General features: G+C 48.3%; 15 protein-coding genes. 11 read left to right on the forward strand and 4 right to left on the reverse strand.

The features are described from left to right. The first annotated feature begins 115 nt into the window (after positions 1-115). From M2133_RS11340 to M2133_RS11355, 4 genes are all read left to right on the forward strand, one after another. Positions 116-463, forward strand: a complete 348-nt coding sequence (locus tag M2133_RS11340; protein WP_277466249.1) for a type II toxin-antitoxin system RelE/ParE family toxin — start codon at positions 116-118, stop codon at positions 461-463. Between the two features lies 1 nt (position 464). Continuing rightward, positions 465-755: a helix-turn-helix transcriptional regulator gene (locus M2133_RS11345; RefSeq protein ID WP_277466250.1), complete on the forward strand. Its 291-nt coding sequence runs from the start codon at positions 465-467 to the stop codon at positions 753-755. A gap of 291 nt (positions 756-1,046) precedes the next feature. Next, complete coding sequence (locus M2133_RS11350) at positions 1,047-2,195, forward strand: acyltransferase family protein (RefSeq protein ID WP_277466251.1); 1,149 nt, start codon at positions 1,047-1,049, stop codon at positions 2,193-2,195. A 79-nt stretch (positions 2,196-2,274) separates the two neighbouring features. Then, entirely contained in the window at positions 2,275-4,707 is a 2,433-nt protein-coding gene (locus tag M2133_RS11355; RefSeq protein ID WP_277466252.1) for a DPP IV N-terminal domain-containing protein, read from the forward strand. Between the two features lie 54 nt (positions 4,708-4,761). Here M2133_RS11355 and M2133_RS11360 read toward each other — a convergent pair whose 3' ends face one another. Then, positions 4,762-5,274 carry a GNAT family N-acetyltransferase gene (locus M2133_RS11360; protein WP_277466253.1) on the reverse strand — a complete coding sequence of 171 codons (513 nt, stop codon included), beginning with the start codon at positions 5,272-5,274 and terminating at the stop codon, positions 4,762-4,764. Continuing rightward, a complete protein-coding gene (locus tag M2133_RS11365; protein WP_277466254.1) occupies positions 5,271-5,552 on the reverse strand; it encodes a DUF1778 domain-containing protein in 282 nt (93 codons plus the stop codon). The genes M2133_RS11360 and M2133_RS11365 overlap by 4 nt, the downstream gene beginning before the upstream one ends. 213 nt (positions 5,553-5,765) lie before the next feature. Here M2133_RS11365 and M2133_RS11370 point away from each other — a divergent pair, with 213 nt between their 5' ends. Beyond that, positions 5,766-6,950 carry a glycoside hydrolase family 76 protein gene (locus M2133_RS11370; protein WP_277466255.1) on the forward strand — a complete coding sequence of 395 codons (1,185 nt, stop codon included), beginning with the start codon at positions 5,766-5,768 and terminating at the stop codon, positions 6,948-6,950. A 1,076-nt stretch (positions 6,951-8,026) separates the two neighbouring features. On the opposite strand, the gene M2133_RS11375 is transcribed toward M2133_RS11370, so the two are convergent. Then, complete coding sequence (locus tag M2133_RS11375) at positions 8,027-8,944, reverse strand: hypothetical protein (RefSeq protein ID WP_277466256.1); 918 nt, start codon at positions 8,942-8,944, stop codon at positions 8,027-8,029. A gap of 11 nt (positions 8,945-8,955) precedes the next feature. Next, positions 8,956-10,081 (reverse strand): peptide chain release factor 2 gene (gene prfB / locus M2133_RS11380; RefSeq protein WP_277466257.1). Its coding sequence is split into 2 segments (ribosomal slippage): positions 8,956-10,017 and positions 10,019-10,081, totalling 1,125 coding nucleotides; the frame shifts between segments, so codons are not numbered across the junction. 272 nt (positions 10,082-10,353) lie between these two features. Between prfB and metG the strand changes: the two genes are divergently transcribed. From metG to M2133_RS11410, 6 genes are all read left to right on the forward strand, one after another. Then, entirely contained in the window at positions 10,354-12,393 is a 2,040-nt protein-coding gene (metG, locus tag M2133_RS11385; protein ID WP_277466258.1) for a methionine--tRNA ligase, read from the forward strand. 97 nt (positions 12,394-12,490) lie between these two features. Then, positions 12,491-13,624: a DegT/DnrJ/EryC1/StrS family aminotransferase gene (locus M2133_RS11390; protein ID WP_277466259.1), complete on the forward strand. Its 1,134-nt coding sequence runs from the start codon at positions 12,491-12,493 to the stop codon at positions 13,622-13,624. Further along, positions 13,617-14,636 carry a Gfo/Idh/MocA family oxidoreductase gene (locus tag M2133_RS11395; RefSeq protein ID WP_277466303.1) on the forward strand — a complete coding sequence of 340 codons (1,020 nt, stop codon included), beginning with the start codon at positions 13,617-13,619 and terminating at the stop codon, positions 14,634-14,636. Before M2133_RS11390 ends, M2133_RS11395 begins: the two co-directional genes overlap by 8 nt. Positions 14,637-14,653: 17 nt before the next feature. Further along, positions 14,654-15,622 (forward strand): glycosyltransferase, encoded by a 969-nt coding sequence (locus M2133_RS11400; protein WP_277466260.1) that lies wholly within the window; start codon positions 14,654-14,656, stop codon positions 15,620-15,622. A gap of 2 nt (positions 15,623-15,624) precedes the next feature. Beyond that, complete coding sequence (locus tag M2133_RS11405) at positions 15,625-17,070, forward strand: lipopolysaccharide biosynthesis protein (RefSeq protein ID WP_277466261.1); 1,446 nt, start codon at positions 15,625-15,627, stop codon at positions 17,068-17,070. Then, positions 17,067-17,897, forward strand: coding sequence for a hypothetical protein (locus M2133_RS11410; protein ID WP_277466262.1), 831 nt, complete (start codon positions 17,067-17,069; stop codon positions 17,895-17,897). Before M2133_RS11405 ends, M2133_RS11410 begins: the two co-directional genes overlap by 4 nt. Position 17,898 lies beyond the last annotated feature (1 nt).

Raw genomic sequence — 17,898 nt, forward strand, 5'->3', positions numbered from 1 at the left:
TGGTTATATAGAGAAGAGACCTTGCTTTGCGAGGTCTCTTTTGTTTTCCATCCCAATCCTGTAAATAAATCTTCATTCACTTGGAGTTATGTAATTTATAAATTACCTTTGTGGTGTGAAAGTTAGAGAAGTCATAACGTACAAAGATTACTTTGATGAGTTTTTTCAGAAGCAGCCGCAAAAAATCCGAGATAAAATCATCAAAATATTAGACATTATTGAACATGTTGACCGCATACCTCAAACTTACTTTAAATATATCGAGGGGACAAGCGGACTGTTTGAGATTCGCATACAGTTTGGGAATAATATTTTTCGTGTGTTCTGCTTCTTTGACGGCAACAAACTGGTTGTCCTGCTGACAGGTTTCCAGAAAAAAACACAAAAAACACCTCCAATGGAAATAAGGAAGGCAGAAAGATTAATGGTTGAATATTACGAAGAAAAAAGAAAGGAAATATGACATGAATACAAAAACATTAGATCAAATAAAGGACAAGTACTACGGGGAATATGGAACACCTGAGCGTGACAGGCTTGAAAGAGAGCTTGAGGCTTTGCGTATCGGCTTTAAAATACGGAGTGCAAGAGAAAAAATGGGAATAACACAAGCGGAACTGGCAAACCGCATCGATAAAAAACGGACTTTCATCTCAAAAGTAGAAAACGACGGTGAAAATATCACTCTCAAAACACTGTTCGATATCGTTGAGCACGGACTTGGAGGTAAACTTAATATTGAAGTACAGATATAGCCCCCTATAAAAAATTAAAGGCTGTCTCACGACAACCCCTAACCAACTTTGTTAACCTTAAATCTAATACTATTATGAAAAAACCACAATGCAAAGATACGGCCTCAGAAGGCTCCTGTCAAGACTTTTCTGTGTAATATATGTTAAGCATTGGAAGGATTATTGCCAAAAAGTGTTACCCAACATAAATCTTTACATAATGCTATTAAAATCTACTAAAATTAACTACCAAACACACCTTGGTTTTAAAATTTCCGTATTTTCGTTCGCTGAATTATTAACGACTATTCCATGAAAACTACAACTGTTGCCCCCCGTGAACAGATCGGGTGGATTGACTTCTTACGTGTGTTAGCCTGTTTCCTCGTGATCGTGTCCCATTCCTGTGACCCGTTTGTCGGGAAGTTCGACAATAATTATCCGGAGTTCTTCAACGGAGCGCTGATCGGCAGTATGGTGCGGTGCTGCGTGCCGCTGTTTGTGATGATGTCGGGCGTTTTATTACTACCGGTGAAGATGGATATGCCGTCGTTCTACTCCAAGCGGACCAAGCGATTATTTATTCCTTTCCTGTTCTGGTCGCTGATGCTACCGGTACTTTATTATCTGTATGTGAATTATTCCGGCATAGAGATTATCAGTCCGAATATCCTGCCGGAAGATTATACGCTGGCGCGGACTTTCGAGAAGATGTACACCTTCGTTTTCAATTTCAACTATGATACAACCGTACTCTGGTATGTGTATATGCTGATCGGGCTCTATCTGTTTATGCCGATCATCAGTGCCTGGCTGGTGCAAGCCGAACGGAGGGATATCCGGTGGTTCCTGTATATCTGGGGTGTTTCGATGATCCTGCCTTATGTGCAGATGGCAGCACCTTACCTGGGCTATACCGGCAACTACGGCAATATGGGGATCTGGGGCATCTGCGACTGGAACCCGTATGGTATGGTGTATTACTTCTCCGGCTTCCTGGGTTATCTGGTATTGGCGTATTATCTGGTACACCATCCGTTGAACTGGAGCTGGCGTAAGACCCTGAGCGTTGCCATCCCGCTGTTTCTTGCCGGTTACGGTATTACCGCCGGAGGCTATCTATTGACGCAACACTATTATCCGGGTAGCTTTGCCAATCTGGAGATTATCTGGTACTTCGCGGGCATCAATGTCTTTATGATGACTTTTGGAATCTTTATCATCGTGCAAAAGCTGAAGATCCAATCCACCCCTTTGCTCCGGAAGGTAGCGGGACTGACCTACGGCATCTTCCTTTCTCACTTTATCCTCGTGCAATGGGGCTACGACCTGATCTATCCGAACCTGCCCGTTCCTCCGGCCGTGAAGATCCTCTTGATTGCCACATTCGCTTTCAGCATCTCCCTTTGCGTCACCTGGCTGTTGAGTCTGAATAAGGTGACACGAAAGACAGTGATGTAAGCCGCAAACAGAAAAAAGTCCTTATCTTTGTATGCAGTTACTAAATGAGTGAAACGACACAATCTAAATTAAAAAGCACATGAAAAAGATTCTTTTTGTCCTTTTCCTTTTTACCTGTAGTTTGAGTATACAGGCTCAATCTTCGGCGGAGCGCTTGCCGGGCTATACACAAGCCGAACGGTTTGCCGATGGTAAACTATCCACGATGCTGTTCTCTACATCCGTTGATCCGCATTGGTTCCAGAAAGGGAACCACTTCTGGTATGAATACAAAACCAGCGAAGGGAATGTCTGGTATGTGGTTGATCCTACCGCCCGGACGAAACGTCCGCTCTTCGACCTGGACAAACTGGCCGCCGAGCTGACCGAGATCGTGAAAGATCCGTATACCGCCCAACAACTGCCTATCCGGAAGCTGGAGGCACAGGAAGACGGTCGTTCATTCACTTTCCAGATCACCTCTTCAAAGGATGCGCCGAAAGATACCACCGACAAAAGTAAAAAGAGAGAAAAAGAAATCTTCTTCTTCTCGTACGACTATCCGACACAGAAGCTGACACACCTGAAAGACAAAAAGAAAGATCCGGAACACCCCGACTGGGCTTCGGTCTCTCCCGACGGAAAGACTGTGGTCTATGCCAAGGATCTCAACCTGTACCGGATGTCACGGGAAGACTATGAGAAACTGAAAAAAGACGATAAAGACAGTACCGTCACCGAGATTCAGCTGACCACCATGGGCGTGAAAGACTTTGGTTTCGGACAGCCCCGCACCCTATTGAATACGGATACGCTCTGCAACGGCAAACGCCGGTACGCCGGAGGCATTGTCTGGTCGCCCGACAGCCGTCATTTCGCAACCACGCTGACCGACAGCCGTGCCGTCAAAGAGCTTTGGGTGATCGATGTGACAGCCAACCCCCGCCCTACCCTCGAATCGTATAAATATCAGATGCCGGGTGAGAAAGAGTCGCCTATCCAGCACCTCTACCTCTTCGATCTAAATAACGATACATACAAAGAGATCAACACCGCCGCCTTTAAGGATCAGACCATTCAGCTGGCACGCCAGCCCCGCTTGCAGAAACAGCGCGATATGAAAGACCAGCCCTCCTGCTGGTTGGGCGATAACAATCGCTTCTTCCTGACTCGTTTGAGTCGTGACCTGCATCGGGTCGATATCTGTTCGTACACCCTGGGTGAAGATACGATCCGCCCGGTGATCGAGGAACGCATGAACACCTATATCGAAGTACGCCCATTGGCCGCTCTTGCCGGAGGCAAAGAACTGATCCATTGGAGCGAACGCGACGGCTGGGCGCACCTCTATCTCTACGACGACAAGGGCAACCTGAAGAAACGCCTGACCTCCGGCGCATGGCATGTGGACGAGATCGTGAAGGTCGACGAAGCCCGCCGCATCGTTTATTTCACCGGCAACGGGAAAGAGAGCGGTGAGAATCCCTATTACGAACATCTTTACCGGGTCAACCTCGACGGCAGCGGCTTGCAGATGGTCACACCCGGCGATTACTTCCATACGGCGCGTATCGACGACAACGCACAGTTTATCGTGCACAACTACTCACGCGTCAATACAATCCCGGCGACCGACCTGCTCGACGCTACCGGACGCAAGGTGATGGATCTGGAACAAAGCGATTTCTCTCAACTCTTTGCCGCCGGTTATCAGTTCCCCGAACCTTTCAAGGTGAAAGCGAAAGACGGTATTACGGACCTGTACGGGGTGATGTATAAACCTTTCAATTTTGACTCGACAAAGGTCTATCCGATCATCGACTATGTCTATCCCGGTCCACAGGTGGAAGGAACCAATTATCCGTTTACCCGCATGAGCGTGCGCACCGACCGCCTGGCACAGGCCGGCTTTATCGTGATCACGGTAGGTAACCGGGGCGGACATCCCAGCCGGTCGAAATGGTATCACAACTACGGCTACGGCAACCTGCGCGATTACGGGTTGGAAGACCAGAAAGCAGCGATCATTCAGTTGGCCGACAAACATAAATTTATTGATATCAACCGTGTAGGGATCCACGGCCATTCGGGTGGTGGTTTTATGTCGACCGCGGCATTGATGCAGTTGCCCGACTTCTTCAAGGTAGCCGTCTCTTGTGCCGGAAACCACGACAACCGGATTTACAACCGCTGGTGGAGTGAGACCCATCACGGCGTGAAAGAGGAAGTCAATGAGAAAGGCGATACCACCTTTGTGTACAGTATCAAGAGCAATCCGGAATTGGCCAAGCAGCTGAAAGGGCATCTCCTGTTGGTACACGGTGAGATCGACAACAATGTACATCCGGGCAATACTTCCCGTGTTGTGGAAGCATTGATCCGCGCCAACAAACGCTTCGATATGCTGATGCTGCCGACACAACGTCACGGATTCGGCGATATGGATGAGTACTTCTACTGGCGCATGGTCGATTACTTCTCCCAACACCTGCTGGGCGAAGCGGAGAAGTCGGTTGATATTCCGAAGCGATAGATACAAGACAAAAGAAGGGCAGTTTCCTAACCGAAAGTGCCCTTCTTTTTTTTCTTACTCCAACGCTGTGATCAATATTTTGATCGTTTGCATTGCCATAAACATCTTTCCGCTATCGGGGAGTTTGAGAAAGCCAAACAAGGTATAGAAGCGTTCCGCCTCTTCATCTAAAGGATCGACCACCACACCAAAAGAACCAATCACTTCAGACACTTCATAACTTCTCTTCAGGGCATCAACCAACAAGATTGAACCGGTTCCCTGCCCCCGGAAACGTGTATCCACAGCCAGACGTCCCAACAGGGTTACCGGAATGGATGTATAAGACAAAGGCAATTTTTTCTTCCACTTCAGCGGAAGCGTATTCAATGGAATATGATTGTTCGACAAGGTATAATAGCCCCGGATCAGCCCCGTTTCCCTATCTTCCCAGACAAAACAAGCGGATAATTTCCTTTTCATATCCTGCCCTGCCTGATGACGGAGATAATGATCCAATATCTCTTTTCCGCAGGCGAACTCCTTCTTTTTGTGTTTCTTCGAAAGAAGTTCAATCGGTTGGTTCATTGGGAGAATTGTGATTTATACTTAGCTGCTGCCTCACGTAACGCTTCATTTGGAGCCTGAGGATGGGTGATCGCATCGAAAAACAGTTTGCAGTCGCGCTCCGAGGCAAGGACCTGCTCACGTTCCCGGACGATTTCTTTGGCTTTTTCCTGTACCGATTGCACGATGAAGTCCGTTAAGTTGCGGTAATCGCCCAACACGGCGGCTCTCTCAAAAAACAATTTCTGTTCTTTGGAAAGTCGGATATCAAATCGGGCCTGTTCTGTTGCTGTTGCCATAGTTTATCTCTTTTACGACACAAATATACGGATATTTTCCGTACGAAACAACAAACAAAATCTTTTCTGAGAAGCCTAATCCCGGTAAGCTTGCCTCTGTCTTTGGCTTTCACTTGCCTCTGTCTTCGGCTTTCACTATCTTTGCAAATCTTAATAGGATGAAAAACATCGCCTACAAGCGATTATATCTATAAACAATTAATAAACTACTACATGAAAAAGATCTTATTATGTATGCTTGTTATTGGCTTTTCCCTTTCTGCGGGGGCGGCCGATAAAACGGCTCCCGACTGGGAGAAAATGGCTAACGGAATGACTCAGGCGCTGATCAGGCATTTCTGGGGCGCGAACTTCGAGGGGTATCCCGACCGTTATTATTTCAATTACGGCAGTGATCTGTCGAATATGACGACTAACCACTATTGGCCACAGGCGCACGCGATGGATGTGATTGTGGATGCCTACAAACGGACGGGCGAGAAGCAATATCTGAACCTTTACCCGCTGTGGTGGCGAGGAGCTCCGGCGTATAACTTCTCCGGCAAAGAGATCGATCCGTGGTGGAACGAGTTCGTCGATGATATGGAGTGGATGGTATTGGCGCAGTTGCGGATGTACGAGACCACCCAGCGGGAAGAGTATTTCCTGAAGGCCAAGCAGATGTATAACGACTGGATCTGGCCGACCTGGGGACCGGAGAATGAAGAGCCCTGGAAAGGCGGGATCACCTGGAAAACGGATGTCAGCAAATCGAAAAACGCCTGCTCGAACGGTCCGGCCGCTCTTATCGCCGCCCGTATCTATCAGCTGTACGACGAGATTATCGCGCCGGGCAAGAAACCCAAACAGGCTTATTTAGACGAGGCGATAAAGATCTACGGCTGGCTGCGCGATCACCTGTACAACCCGGCAACCGGCGGGGTAGGCGACAATATGAACCGGCGGGGCGAGATCAGCTCGGCAATCTACACCTACAACCAGGGCACTTTCATCGGTGCAGCCCATGAACTCTATAAGATTACAGGGAATAAACAATATCTCGCCGAAGCCGCTAACGCCGGCAATTACGTGATCGATCAGATGTCGAAAAACAAAGGCGTGCTTTCCGACGCGACCAGTGGCGACGGCGGCCTGTTCCACGGCATTTTCTTCCGTTACTTTGTGCGCCTGATCAACGAGCCCGATCTGGATCTGGCTACCCGCACGAAGTTCCATAAATACATCACCCATTGCGCGACCGTGATGGCGGAGAACGCGGTAAACCCGAATATCATGCTGTTCGACGGCCACTGGTGGCAGGCCCCTGCTTCCAGCGCGAATGTGCCGCTCACCCCGCACCTGTCGGGCTGTATGTTGATGGAGGCGATGTGCATCCTGGAACCTCTTCCCGGAAAGTAAATCTTCACTTCTCAAACGATTTGAAACCCCGCCAAAACTCCATTTTTCAAACTACCGGTACTTTGCGCGCGAACTACTAATATTTTGTCACCAAACTACCGGTAGTTTGCGCGCAAACTACCGGTAGTTTCTGAAGAGGATATTAACAATTCATTTTCAATGGCTTAGAAATCCGCGAAGTCCATTCGCATGGAAGGGAATGTGAAGGTGCAGGATAATATCAAATGGACATTCCTGGCTCCTCTTCTTGGATAAGAAGAGGGGGACCGCCGGCGTAGCCGGTGGTGGAGCAGTTTGATCTGCCCCACCATCGCAAGCGATGGTCCCGGGGCTGACCCAAAAGTATAAGATATACTATCTCTGTGTCCTCGCCTGGTCAGGCGAGGGGGACCATCGCTTGCGATGGTGGAGTGGTTGTTTACATACATACCGTACTGAAGTACAGATTCTTGACAGAAAAGACAACCACCCCACCGCTGCAAGCAGCGGTCCCCCCCGCCTGACCAGGCGGGGACACTTAGTTCGTATATCTGATACTTTTGAGTCAACCCCAGCCAAGATAGTCCACTTGCTACCCCGGAAAATCTTCCAATTTCACAATATTTGAAACCCGCCAGCCCCCCTTTCCAAAACATCGCACTTTGGGCGAAAAAACATCGCACTTTGGTTGAAAAAACATTGCGCTTTGGCCGACCAAAGTGCAATGTTTATTTTGGGAAGGCTACACATAAAAGTTTTACAGCCCCCTTCCACCTTTCACCCGGTCGCCAGATCCCTGTATTGATCGGCGTTTCGGGTGAAAGCTTGGGGAAGATAAACTGGGATCATCCCGAAAATCCGACTAACTCCCCAAGACAGGTGTATCAAAAGGAGGGAGTCCTCGAAAAAGGCCGGCAGGGTTTTCCAAAAGGCTGCCGGCCTTTTTTAAAGGGCTGCCGGAGTTTTAGAAAAGGCCGCCGGCCTTTTTCGGGAAGGTTTGTTGTTCATTTAAGGTATTCCTCGACCTTTCACCCGAAAGGCTGATCAATACAGGGATCTGGCGACCGGGTGAAAGGTGAAGACCGGGGTAAAAACTTTTATGTGGTAGCTTTTGCAGAAAGAACAAACGCCAGCAGTTCTTCCGCTCCGGGCATTTGGAAGCGGTCGATCAGTTCGTGGAGGATGGTTTCGGATTGTTCGATCTCGTCGGTCATCATGCGGGCGATAGCCAGGTAATAGCGGGCGTGGGTCTGGATCATATAGGTATTCTCTTCCTTTCCGGTATCCAGGTTTTGAATGACAGTGAGCTTTTCAATCCAAGGGGCGTAGGTCTCCGGATCACGAACGCCGCGTCCCTGCAAGTGCATCACGGCAGCGATACATTCATAAAGAAGGATCAGGGCATGGCCGGGATAATAGACCTGCGCGCGCTTGGCCAGCTCCTGGGTGTCCAGGTATCTTCGCGCGCTGAAGAAACGGATCAGCCGTTTGATGAGCGCGTCCGAATCGAGGTAACTGGCCATATCCCATCGCTGGAAAACGGCCAGCCACTCTTTGGAGAAAGGAGGCAGGTCGTCCCATTCCTGCTGCACCGCCGTCAGCCCTTCCATAAAGAAACGGTCGGCCTGCAGCTGCTCATAGATCTCTTCACGAAACAGAAACGGCGTCAAGGCATCGATATCCGCGCGGTCTTCCTCTTCCGCGTTGCAGAAGATGTATTTCAGAATGGCTTGATACCATAAGGTGGACAAGGGGTAGTTCTCCTCTTTTTCAAGCACTTCCAATACTTCCCGTATCGTTGCCAGGAGCGGATAATCCTCCGAAGGATCCACCGCTTCGATGGCGAAAAGGGGTTGCTGTCCGGGATCGAACCAGAAGCTCTGGTCGATCTCTCCTTCATACTCCACGTGAAAGAGGTATAACCGCTTATAAAGCGACTGTTTTGCCTCGACCGGCAGGCTGCTGCGGGCGATCGACTGTGTGCTCTCTACTAACAGATATTCAAGGTCATTCATTGTGTAATAGATTATTTCTCCGCCGTATCCGTGCCGGCAAATTCCATCAGGTAAGCTTTGATAAAGCCATCGATCTTTCCGTCCATCACCCCGTTCACATCCGAGGTCTGGAAGTTGGTGCGGTGGTCTTTCACCCGGCGGTCGTCGAAGACATACGAGCGGATCTGCGATCCCCATTCGATCTTCTTCTTGCCAGCTTCCACCTTCTGCTGTTCTGCCAGACGACGCTGTAATTCCATATCGTAGAGCATGGAACGCAACAGGCGCATCGCGTTCTCGCGGTTACCCAATTGGGAACGGCTCTCCGTATTCTCGATCAGGATCTCACGGGTCTCGCCCGTATCCGGGTCTTTGTAGTTATACCGCAGGCGTACCCCCGTCTCTACCTTGTTCACGTTCTGCCCACCGGCGCCTCCCGAGCGGAAGGTATCCCAGGTGTAATCCGACGGATTGATATCGATCTCGATCGTATCGTCTACCAACGGCGTGGCAAAGACAGAGGCAAAAGAAGTCATACGTTTACCTTGCGCATTGTAAGGCGAGACACGCACCAGGCGATGCACGCCATTCTCCCCCTTGAGGTAGCCGTAGGCATAGTCGCCTTCGATCTGCATGGTCACACTCTTGATGCCTGCTTCATCGCCTTCCTGCAGGGTGTTGATCGTTACCTTATAATTGTTCGATTCCGCCCAGCGCATATACATACGCATGAGCATCGACGCCCAGTCCTGGCTCTCCGTTCCACCGGCACCGGAGTTGATCTTCAGGATACAACTCATCTGGTCGGCTTCCTGCCGCAGCATATTTCGGAATTCGAGGTTCTCGATCAATTCCAAGGCGTTTTTATACGCCACATCCACCTCTTCTTCCGAGGCAATGCCTTCTTTGACATACTCATAGGCCAGCTCCACCTCTTCGGCAGCCGCTTTGACCTCTTTGTAGAGTTCAATCCACTTCTTGAGTTCTTTCACCACCTTCATCTGCGCTTCCGCCCGTGGGGCATCTTCCCAGAAGGTAGGGTCTTGGGTACGAAGTTCTTCTTCTTCTAACTGGATGGTCTTCCCATCGATGTCAAAGGAACCCCCTCAGCGCTTGCTCGCGCTCCAACACATTCTGTAGTTGGTCTGATGTAATCATCTTCTTTTCTTTTTTAATTTGATATTCCGCATCCCTTTCCCGAAATGCCCGACAAAGATAGTGAAAGTCGAACACAGAGGCAAGCTTGCTTGACTATGTTGAGACGCATCCTATCTTCGATTCCATTTATGGAATCAAAGATAAAGAAAGTCGAGTGCAGAAGCAAGCTTGCCTCAAAGATCACAAAAGCCGAGCGTAGAAGGGCATATCAAAAGGTTGCAAGTATCTATGCTTTTTCGTACTTTTGTAGGCTAAACTCAAGAAAATAAAGGATGGAAAAGCAATTCAAAAGAACGCTGATAACGACGGCTTTGCCGTATGCTAACGGGCCGGTACATATCGGTCACCTGGCCGGGGTGTATATTCCGGCGGATATTTACGCACGCTACCTTCGCCTGAAAGGGGAAGAGGTATTGTTGATCGGAGGCTCCGACGAACATGGAGTGCCTATCACGCTGCGGGCGAAAAAAGAAGGGGTGACGCCTCAGGATATCGTCGACCGTTATCATTATATCATCAAGAAATCTTTTGAAGACCTGGGCATTACGTTCGATATCTATTCGCGGACAACCTCGGAGACGCACCGGCAGGTGGCTTCCGACTTTTTCCGTAAGCTCTATGATAAAGGGGAGTTTGTGGAGAAAACGTCGGAACAGTATTACGATGAAGAGGCCAAGCAATTCCTGGCCGACCGCTATATCACGGGTACCTGCCCGCATTGCAAGAATGAGAATGCCTATGGCGACCAGTGCGAAGCCTGTGGTACTTCGTTGAACGCGACCGATCTGATCAACCCCAAATCGGCCATCAGCGGAAGTGTGCCGGTGATGAAAGAGACCAAACATTGGTATCTGCCGTTGGACCGCTACGAACCTTTCCTGCGCCAGTGGATTCTGGAAGACCATAAAGAATGGAAATCGAACGTGTACGGCCAGTGCAAAAGCTGGTTGGATATGGGCCTGCAGCCGCGTGCCGTGAGCCGCGACCTGGATTGGGGCATTCCCGTTCCGGTGGAAGGAGCGGAAGGCAAGGTGTTGTATGTCTGGTTCGACGCGCCGATCGGTTATATCTCCAACACGAAAGAATTGCTTCCCGATACCTGGGAGACGTGGTGGAAGGATCCGGAGACGAAAATGGTGCATTTCATCGGGAAAGACAATATCGTGTTCCATTGCATCGTGTTCCCCACTATGCTGAAGGCTGAAGGCACATTCAACCTGCCGGAGAACGTGCCGGCCAATGAATTCCTGAACCTTGAAGGCGATAAGATCTCTACGTCACGCAACTGGGCCGTTTGGTTGCACGAGTACCTGGAAGAATTCCCCGGCAAACAGGATGTATTGCGTTATGCTTTGACCGCCAACGCGCCAGAGACGAAAGATAACGATTTTACCTGGAAAGATTTCCAGGCACGCAATAACAACGAACTGGTAGCCATCCTGGGGAACTTTGTGAACCGGGCATTGGTGTTGACCGCGAAGTATTTCGACGGCAAAGTGCCTGCGTTGAGCGAACTGACCGACTACGACAAAGAAACCTTAAAGGAGTTTGTCGATGTCAAAGCGAATGTGGAACGCCTGTTGGATACCTACCATTTCCGCGACGCGCAGAAAGAAGCGATGACGCTGGCGCGTATCGGGAATAAGTACCTGGCGGATACCGAACCGTGGAAGCTGGCCAAGACCGATATGGAACGGGTCGCTACGGTCCTGAATATCTCTCTGCAGATCACGGCGAACCTGGCGATTGCTTTCGAACCTTTCCTGCCGTTCAGTATGGAGAAACTGAACCGGATGCTGAATGTCGAACCCCTGGGCTGGGAGCGCTTGGGCGCGACCGATCTACTGGATGCCGGTCATGTGTTGGGCACGGCGGAACTATTGTTCGAAAAGATCGAAGACAGCGTCGTGGAGGCTCAGGTGCAGAAACTATTGGATACCAAGAAAGCCAACGAAGAGGCGAACTACAAAGCCAACCCGATCCGGCAGAACATTGAGTTCGACGACTTCACCAAACTGGATATTCGTGTGGGAACGGTATTGGAATGCATCAAGGTGCCGAAAGCCGACAAACTGTTGCAGTTCCGCATCGACGACGGCCTGGAGAAACGCACAATCATCTCCGGCATCGCCCAATACTACCAACCGGAAGATCTCGTAGGCAAACAAGTCTGCTTCATCGCCAACCTGGCTCCCCGCAAACTGCGCGGCATCGTCTCGGAAGGCATGATCCTCTCGGCCGAGAACGCCGACGGCAGCCTGGCAGTCATCATGCCCCAGAAAGAGGTGAAGCCGGGCAGCGAAGTGAAATAAATAGGGACAGTTGACGTTTAATGATTAACGGTTAATGGGCAGGCATTGAACTGTTCTGTTTAGCGTTCATCATTAAACGTTTATTGTTTATGATATTATGATAGAGAAGATACAAATGGTCGATTTGCATAGTCAGTATCTCCGGTTAAAGCCGGAGATCGATCAGGCGATGCAAGCGGTAATCGATTCGACGGCTTTTATCAACGGGCCGCAGGTGAAAACATTCGCCACGCAGTTGAGTGAATACCTGTCGGTGCCTCACCTTATCCCTTGCGGGAATGGGACGGATGCGTTGCAGATCGCGTTGATGGCGTTAGATCTCAAACCCGGCGATGAGGTGATTGTGCCGGCGTTTACCTATATCGCAGCGGTGGAGGTGATCGCGTTGTTGGGGTTGACACCTGTATTGGTCGATGTATATGCAGAGACATTCAATCTCAACGAAGCACTGATCGAGCAGGCCATTACCGAACGGACCCGGGCGATTATCGTGGTCCATCTCTTCGGCCAATGTGTGGCGATGGAACCGATCCTGAAGCTGGCTAAGAAATACCGCTTATATGTCGTCGAAGACAATGCCCAATCCATCGGGGCAACCTGCCAAACCACCGGTGAAACCGTCAAAAACGCGGGCACGATCGGGCATATCGGAACGACCTCTTTCTTCCCTTCCAAACCGCTGGCTTGTTATGGCGATGGAGGAGCGATGATGACTTCCGACCCCGTTTTGGCCGGAAAAATGCAGAAGATGGCCAATCACGGACAGGAGCAGGGACGGAAATACCACCACCAACTGGTCGGTTGCAACTCCCGTTTGGATACGTTGCAGGCCGCTATCCTGTTGGTGAAACTGAAATACCTGGATGAATTCACGGCCCACCGGCAGGCGGTCGCCCAAAGATACGACGAAGGACTGCGCCACCTTCCTTTTCTTTCGCTACCGGCGAAAGCGCCCCATTCGACACATGTGTACCACCAATATACCCTGCGCGTGGCGGAAGGCAAAAGGGACGAGCTGAAACGCTGGTTGCAGGAGAACGGAATCCCATCCATGGTGTATTATCCTTTTACGGTGCAGGAACAGCAGGCGTTTAAGATGCTCGCGCGTATTCCCCAGCCGATTCCGGTGGCAACTTCTTTATGTCGCTCGGTCCTCTCCATCCCGATCCATACGGAGATGACACCCGATGAAACAGATTATATCATTGAAACAATATGCCGCTATGCATAAAATGAAGATACGATTTGCCGTGGTAGGATGCGGCCATATCGGCAAACGTCATGCCGAGATGATCACCCGTGATGCTGGTGCCGAACTGGTGGCGCTCTGCGATATACGCCCGAAAGAGGACTTGGGGATCGAAGCCTATGATGTGCCTTTCTTCTCTTCTTTGGAAGAGCTGTTGAAAGAGGAACTTTCATTCGATGTATTGAATATCTGCACGCCCAATGGTTTGCATGCGGAGATGGCTATCCAGGGTATTGAAGCCGGACATCATATCGTTGTGGAGAAACCGATGGCGCTGACCGTCGCCGATGCGGAAAAAGTAGTGTTTGCTTCACTCAAATACCAGAAACAAGTGTTTTGTGTGATGCAAAACCGGTATTCCCCGCCTTCGGTATGGATCAAAGAACTGGTGGAGTCCGGTCGGTTGGGGCAGATCTATATGGTGCAACTCAACTGTTACTGGAACCGCGACGAGCGCTATTACAAACCCGGCGGCTGGCATGGTGATGCCCGGCTCGATGGCGGCACGCTTTTCACCCAGTTCTCCCATTTCATCGATATCATGTACTGGCTCTTCGGCGATATTACTAACATCCAGGCCCGTTTTGCCGACTTCAACCATAAGGATCTGACCGATTTTGAAGACTCCGGCCTGATCCATTTCGAATTTGTGAACGGAGGTATGGGTAGCCTCAGTTACTCCACCGCGGTATGGAACAAAAACCTGGAAAGTAGCCTGTTGATCGTCGCCGAGAACGGCAGCGTCAAGATCGGTGGACAATATATGAACGAAGTGGAATACTGCCATGTCAAGGATTACGAAATGCCTGATCTGGCACCAACGAATCCCGGCAACGACTACGGCCCCTACAAAGGCTCCGCTCAGAATCACAACTTTGTAATCCGCAACGTCGTCAACGTCCTCTCCGGCCACTCCACAGAAACCATCACTACCAACGTATTGGAAGGGATGAAGGTGGTGGATATTATTGAGAGGGTTTATGCACATAAATAATCAATGAAAGACGTAAAATGTACCTATCTATTATAATCCCGGTTTATAACGTAGAAAAATACTTGGAGCAATGCATCAATAGTTGCTTAGATCAAGATATTGCTTCTTCTGATTATGAGATTATCCTCGTCAATGATGGATCTACGGACGGGAGCCCAACTATCCTGGAAAAATATGCCGAACAATACACAAATATAATCGTCATAAACCAGGAAAATAAACGTGCAGGAGGAGCTCGTAATACAGGACTAAAAGCAGCTCGTGGCGAGTATGTCTGGTTTATCGATGCCGATGATTGGATAGAGAAGAATTGTTTGAGCAAGCTGAGAGGATTTAAAGAAGATGTTGTTCAGTTCGCGGGCTTTTACTCTGCTGAATATGAAAATAACACCTTGAACAAATTACCTTGCGTGGCTTTCGAGGATATAGCAAGGAGCACTATGGTTGTCACTATATGGGCCTATCTTTTCCGTAGGGAGTTTCTACTAAAACATCATTTGTTCTTTCTTGAAAATATTTATTTCGAAGACAATGAGTGGATCGCGAAGTTATTCCCCTTTGTTACAAGCATTACCTATATTGATAGTATCGTTTACTATTACTGGCAAAACCCAGCTTCCATGACACATCTATTTAGTAAAGATAAGTGTTATGACTTTTATCGCCTTTCGTGTGCCATATCAGACCTCCAGAAAAAGTATCGCTCCACAGACAACAAGTGGTTTACTTTTATGCAAGGACATTTGGATAGTACATTTGCCCTTTTTCTTTTAAACACACTCTTTCTGAAAAAGGAAGATCGTAAGATGCTACACCGGGAACTCCAAGAGAATAAAGACCTTCAAGAAGCCTTATGGAAAACACGCAAAATTGGGAATAGAATAAAATTGTTTTTACTCAATTATATGATTGGAGGCTTACCTTTGTATCTAAAAGTAGAAACGTTTTGCATACTTCCGTTGAAGAGGCGTATGACAAAAAGGTAAATATGACTAATTTATCACTCAAAGAAAAAACAGCAAAAGGCCTTTATTGGGGCGGGATAAGCAGTGGCTTGCGGCAGATCCTATCGGCTCTGTTTGGGATTATCTTTGCGCGTATCCTGACTCAGGATGACTATGGCATGGTGGGGGTCTTGTCTATTTTTATGGGGGTGGCCTCAACGATCCAGGAAGGCGGTTTTACTGCCGCGTTGATCAACCGGAAAGAGATCAAACATGAAGATTATAATGCGGTATTTTGGTTTTGCTTTGGCGCCAGTTCACTTCTTTATCTTCTCTTTTTCTTCTGTGCGCCTCTGATTGCTCTTTTCTTTAAAGAGCCTGAATTGGTGGCATTATCTCGTGTGTTGTTCCTCTGGTTCTGGATAGGGAGTATGGGGATTGTGCATAATGCCTTACTCCTTAAAAAGATGCAAATGAAAGAAAGGGCAAAGATCGACGTGCTGGCCCTGCTCCTTTCAAATTTATTAGGGGTAGTGTTGATTCTGAATGGATATAAATATTGGGGACTGGTATGGCAAACGGTTGCTTATGGAATAGTCGCAACGGCATTGCGTTGGTATTATGCTGCCTGGAGGCCTTCGCTACATTTCAATTTCGCACCGATAAAAGAGATGTTTCCGTTCAGCATCAAATTAGTACTGACCGGCTTTGTTACGCAGGTGAATAATAATATCCTCACCACCCTTCTTGGAAGATTTTACACCAAACATGAGGTGGGCGATTATACCCAGGGAAATAAATGGTCAACCCTGGGTTCCTCGTTTGTAAATGAGATCCTGCAAAGTGTGGCACAACCGGTATTGGTAGAAGCAAATGATAATCGGGACCGGCAACGGCATATCTTCCGGAAAATGTTACGTTTTATCGCTTTTATCTCTTTCCCCGCACTATTCGGATTAGCTTTCGTTGCTCCGGAACTGATCGTTATCCTTATCACGGATAAATGGATGAACAGTATCTCGATCATGCAATTATTGTGTGTCTGGGGTGCTTTCCTCCCGATTTACACAACCTATACGCAGTTGGTTATTGCGCACGGGAAGTCAAATATATACCTGATAAATACCCTTGTTATTGGTCTCGTGCAGCTTCTGACTCTGTTGTTCTTGTATCGGTATGGCATCCTCGTCATGGTGATTGCCTTCATCCTGATTAATATGATCTGGTTGTTGGTTTGGCATTATTATGTCCATGGTTTGATCGGATTAAAGATCTGGCATGTTGTAAAAGATATATTCCCCTACATGGGCGTTACCTTATTGGTATTGTTTGCCACTTGCCTGATTACATTGCCGATTCAAAATATATATCTTTTACTTATTTGTAAAATAGGCGTTGCAGTTATTTTGTATGTGACGATTATGAAACTAACAAATTCGGTGATGTTTAAAGAGAGTGTTGATTTCTTATTGAAAAAGAAAAGAAAATGAAACAGTTGACATTAGTTCCCATCGGTGGATTAGCCAATCGGATGCTGGCTATCACCTCGGCCATTGGCTTCTGCAGGGAAAACCAGGTGCGGCTAAAGGTTGTATGGTTCAAGGATTGGGGTATGGGTGCTGATTTCCATTCCTTGTTCAATCTCTCGCCGACCATTGAAAACGTCGAGGTGATAGATGCCAAAATATGGGATTACCGTTTCGACCGTCCGCGTAAACGTAATCTATGGATTCCTTATCTCTGGCAGAAGGCGGCTTTCGACAAGAGGATATATGAGAAAGAGATCTATGCTGGGTTTAGCTCGACGGATTTGCAGTCGGTTATGAACTCTTACGATTCGGTTTATCTGGTGCATTTCCAGTTGTTCTACGAACGTCCCGGGATGTTGAATATTTTGCAACCCCAGCCGCTCATACAAGATAGAATAAGGAAACAGGTCTTATCATTGGGGAATAGCCGGGTGATAGGCCTTCATATCCGGCGAGGGGATCATTCTGCCCCAACCCTGAACAGTCCTTTGTCGTTATTTATCGCTAAGATAGAGGAGGAGCTTGCTTTAGATAAAAACACCAAATTCTATGTAGCCTCTGACTCTTACGAGGAAAAGAGGAGATTGAAAGAATGTTTTGGAGATTCTATTCTCACATCGTTTGATAAAGTGCGAAGAGACACGGAAGAGGGTATCTTTGATGCATTAGTTGAAATGTACACCCTATCGGAAACAGAGAAAGTATACGGCTCATTAGCCAGTACATTCTCTTTAGTAGCAGCGAAAATCTCGAATGTACCCTTTGAAGTTTTATCTATTGAAAGTTAAA

Source organism: Parabacteroides sp. PF5-6 (genome assembly GCF_029504695.1).
In the GTDB taxonomy this organism is placed as follows: domain Bacteria; phylum Bacteroidota; class Bacteroidia; order Bacteroidales; family Tannerellaceae; genus QVMG01.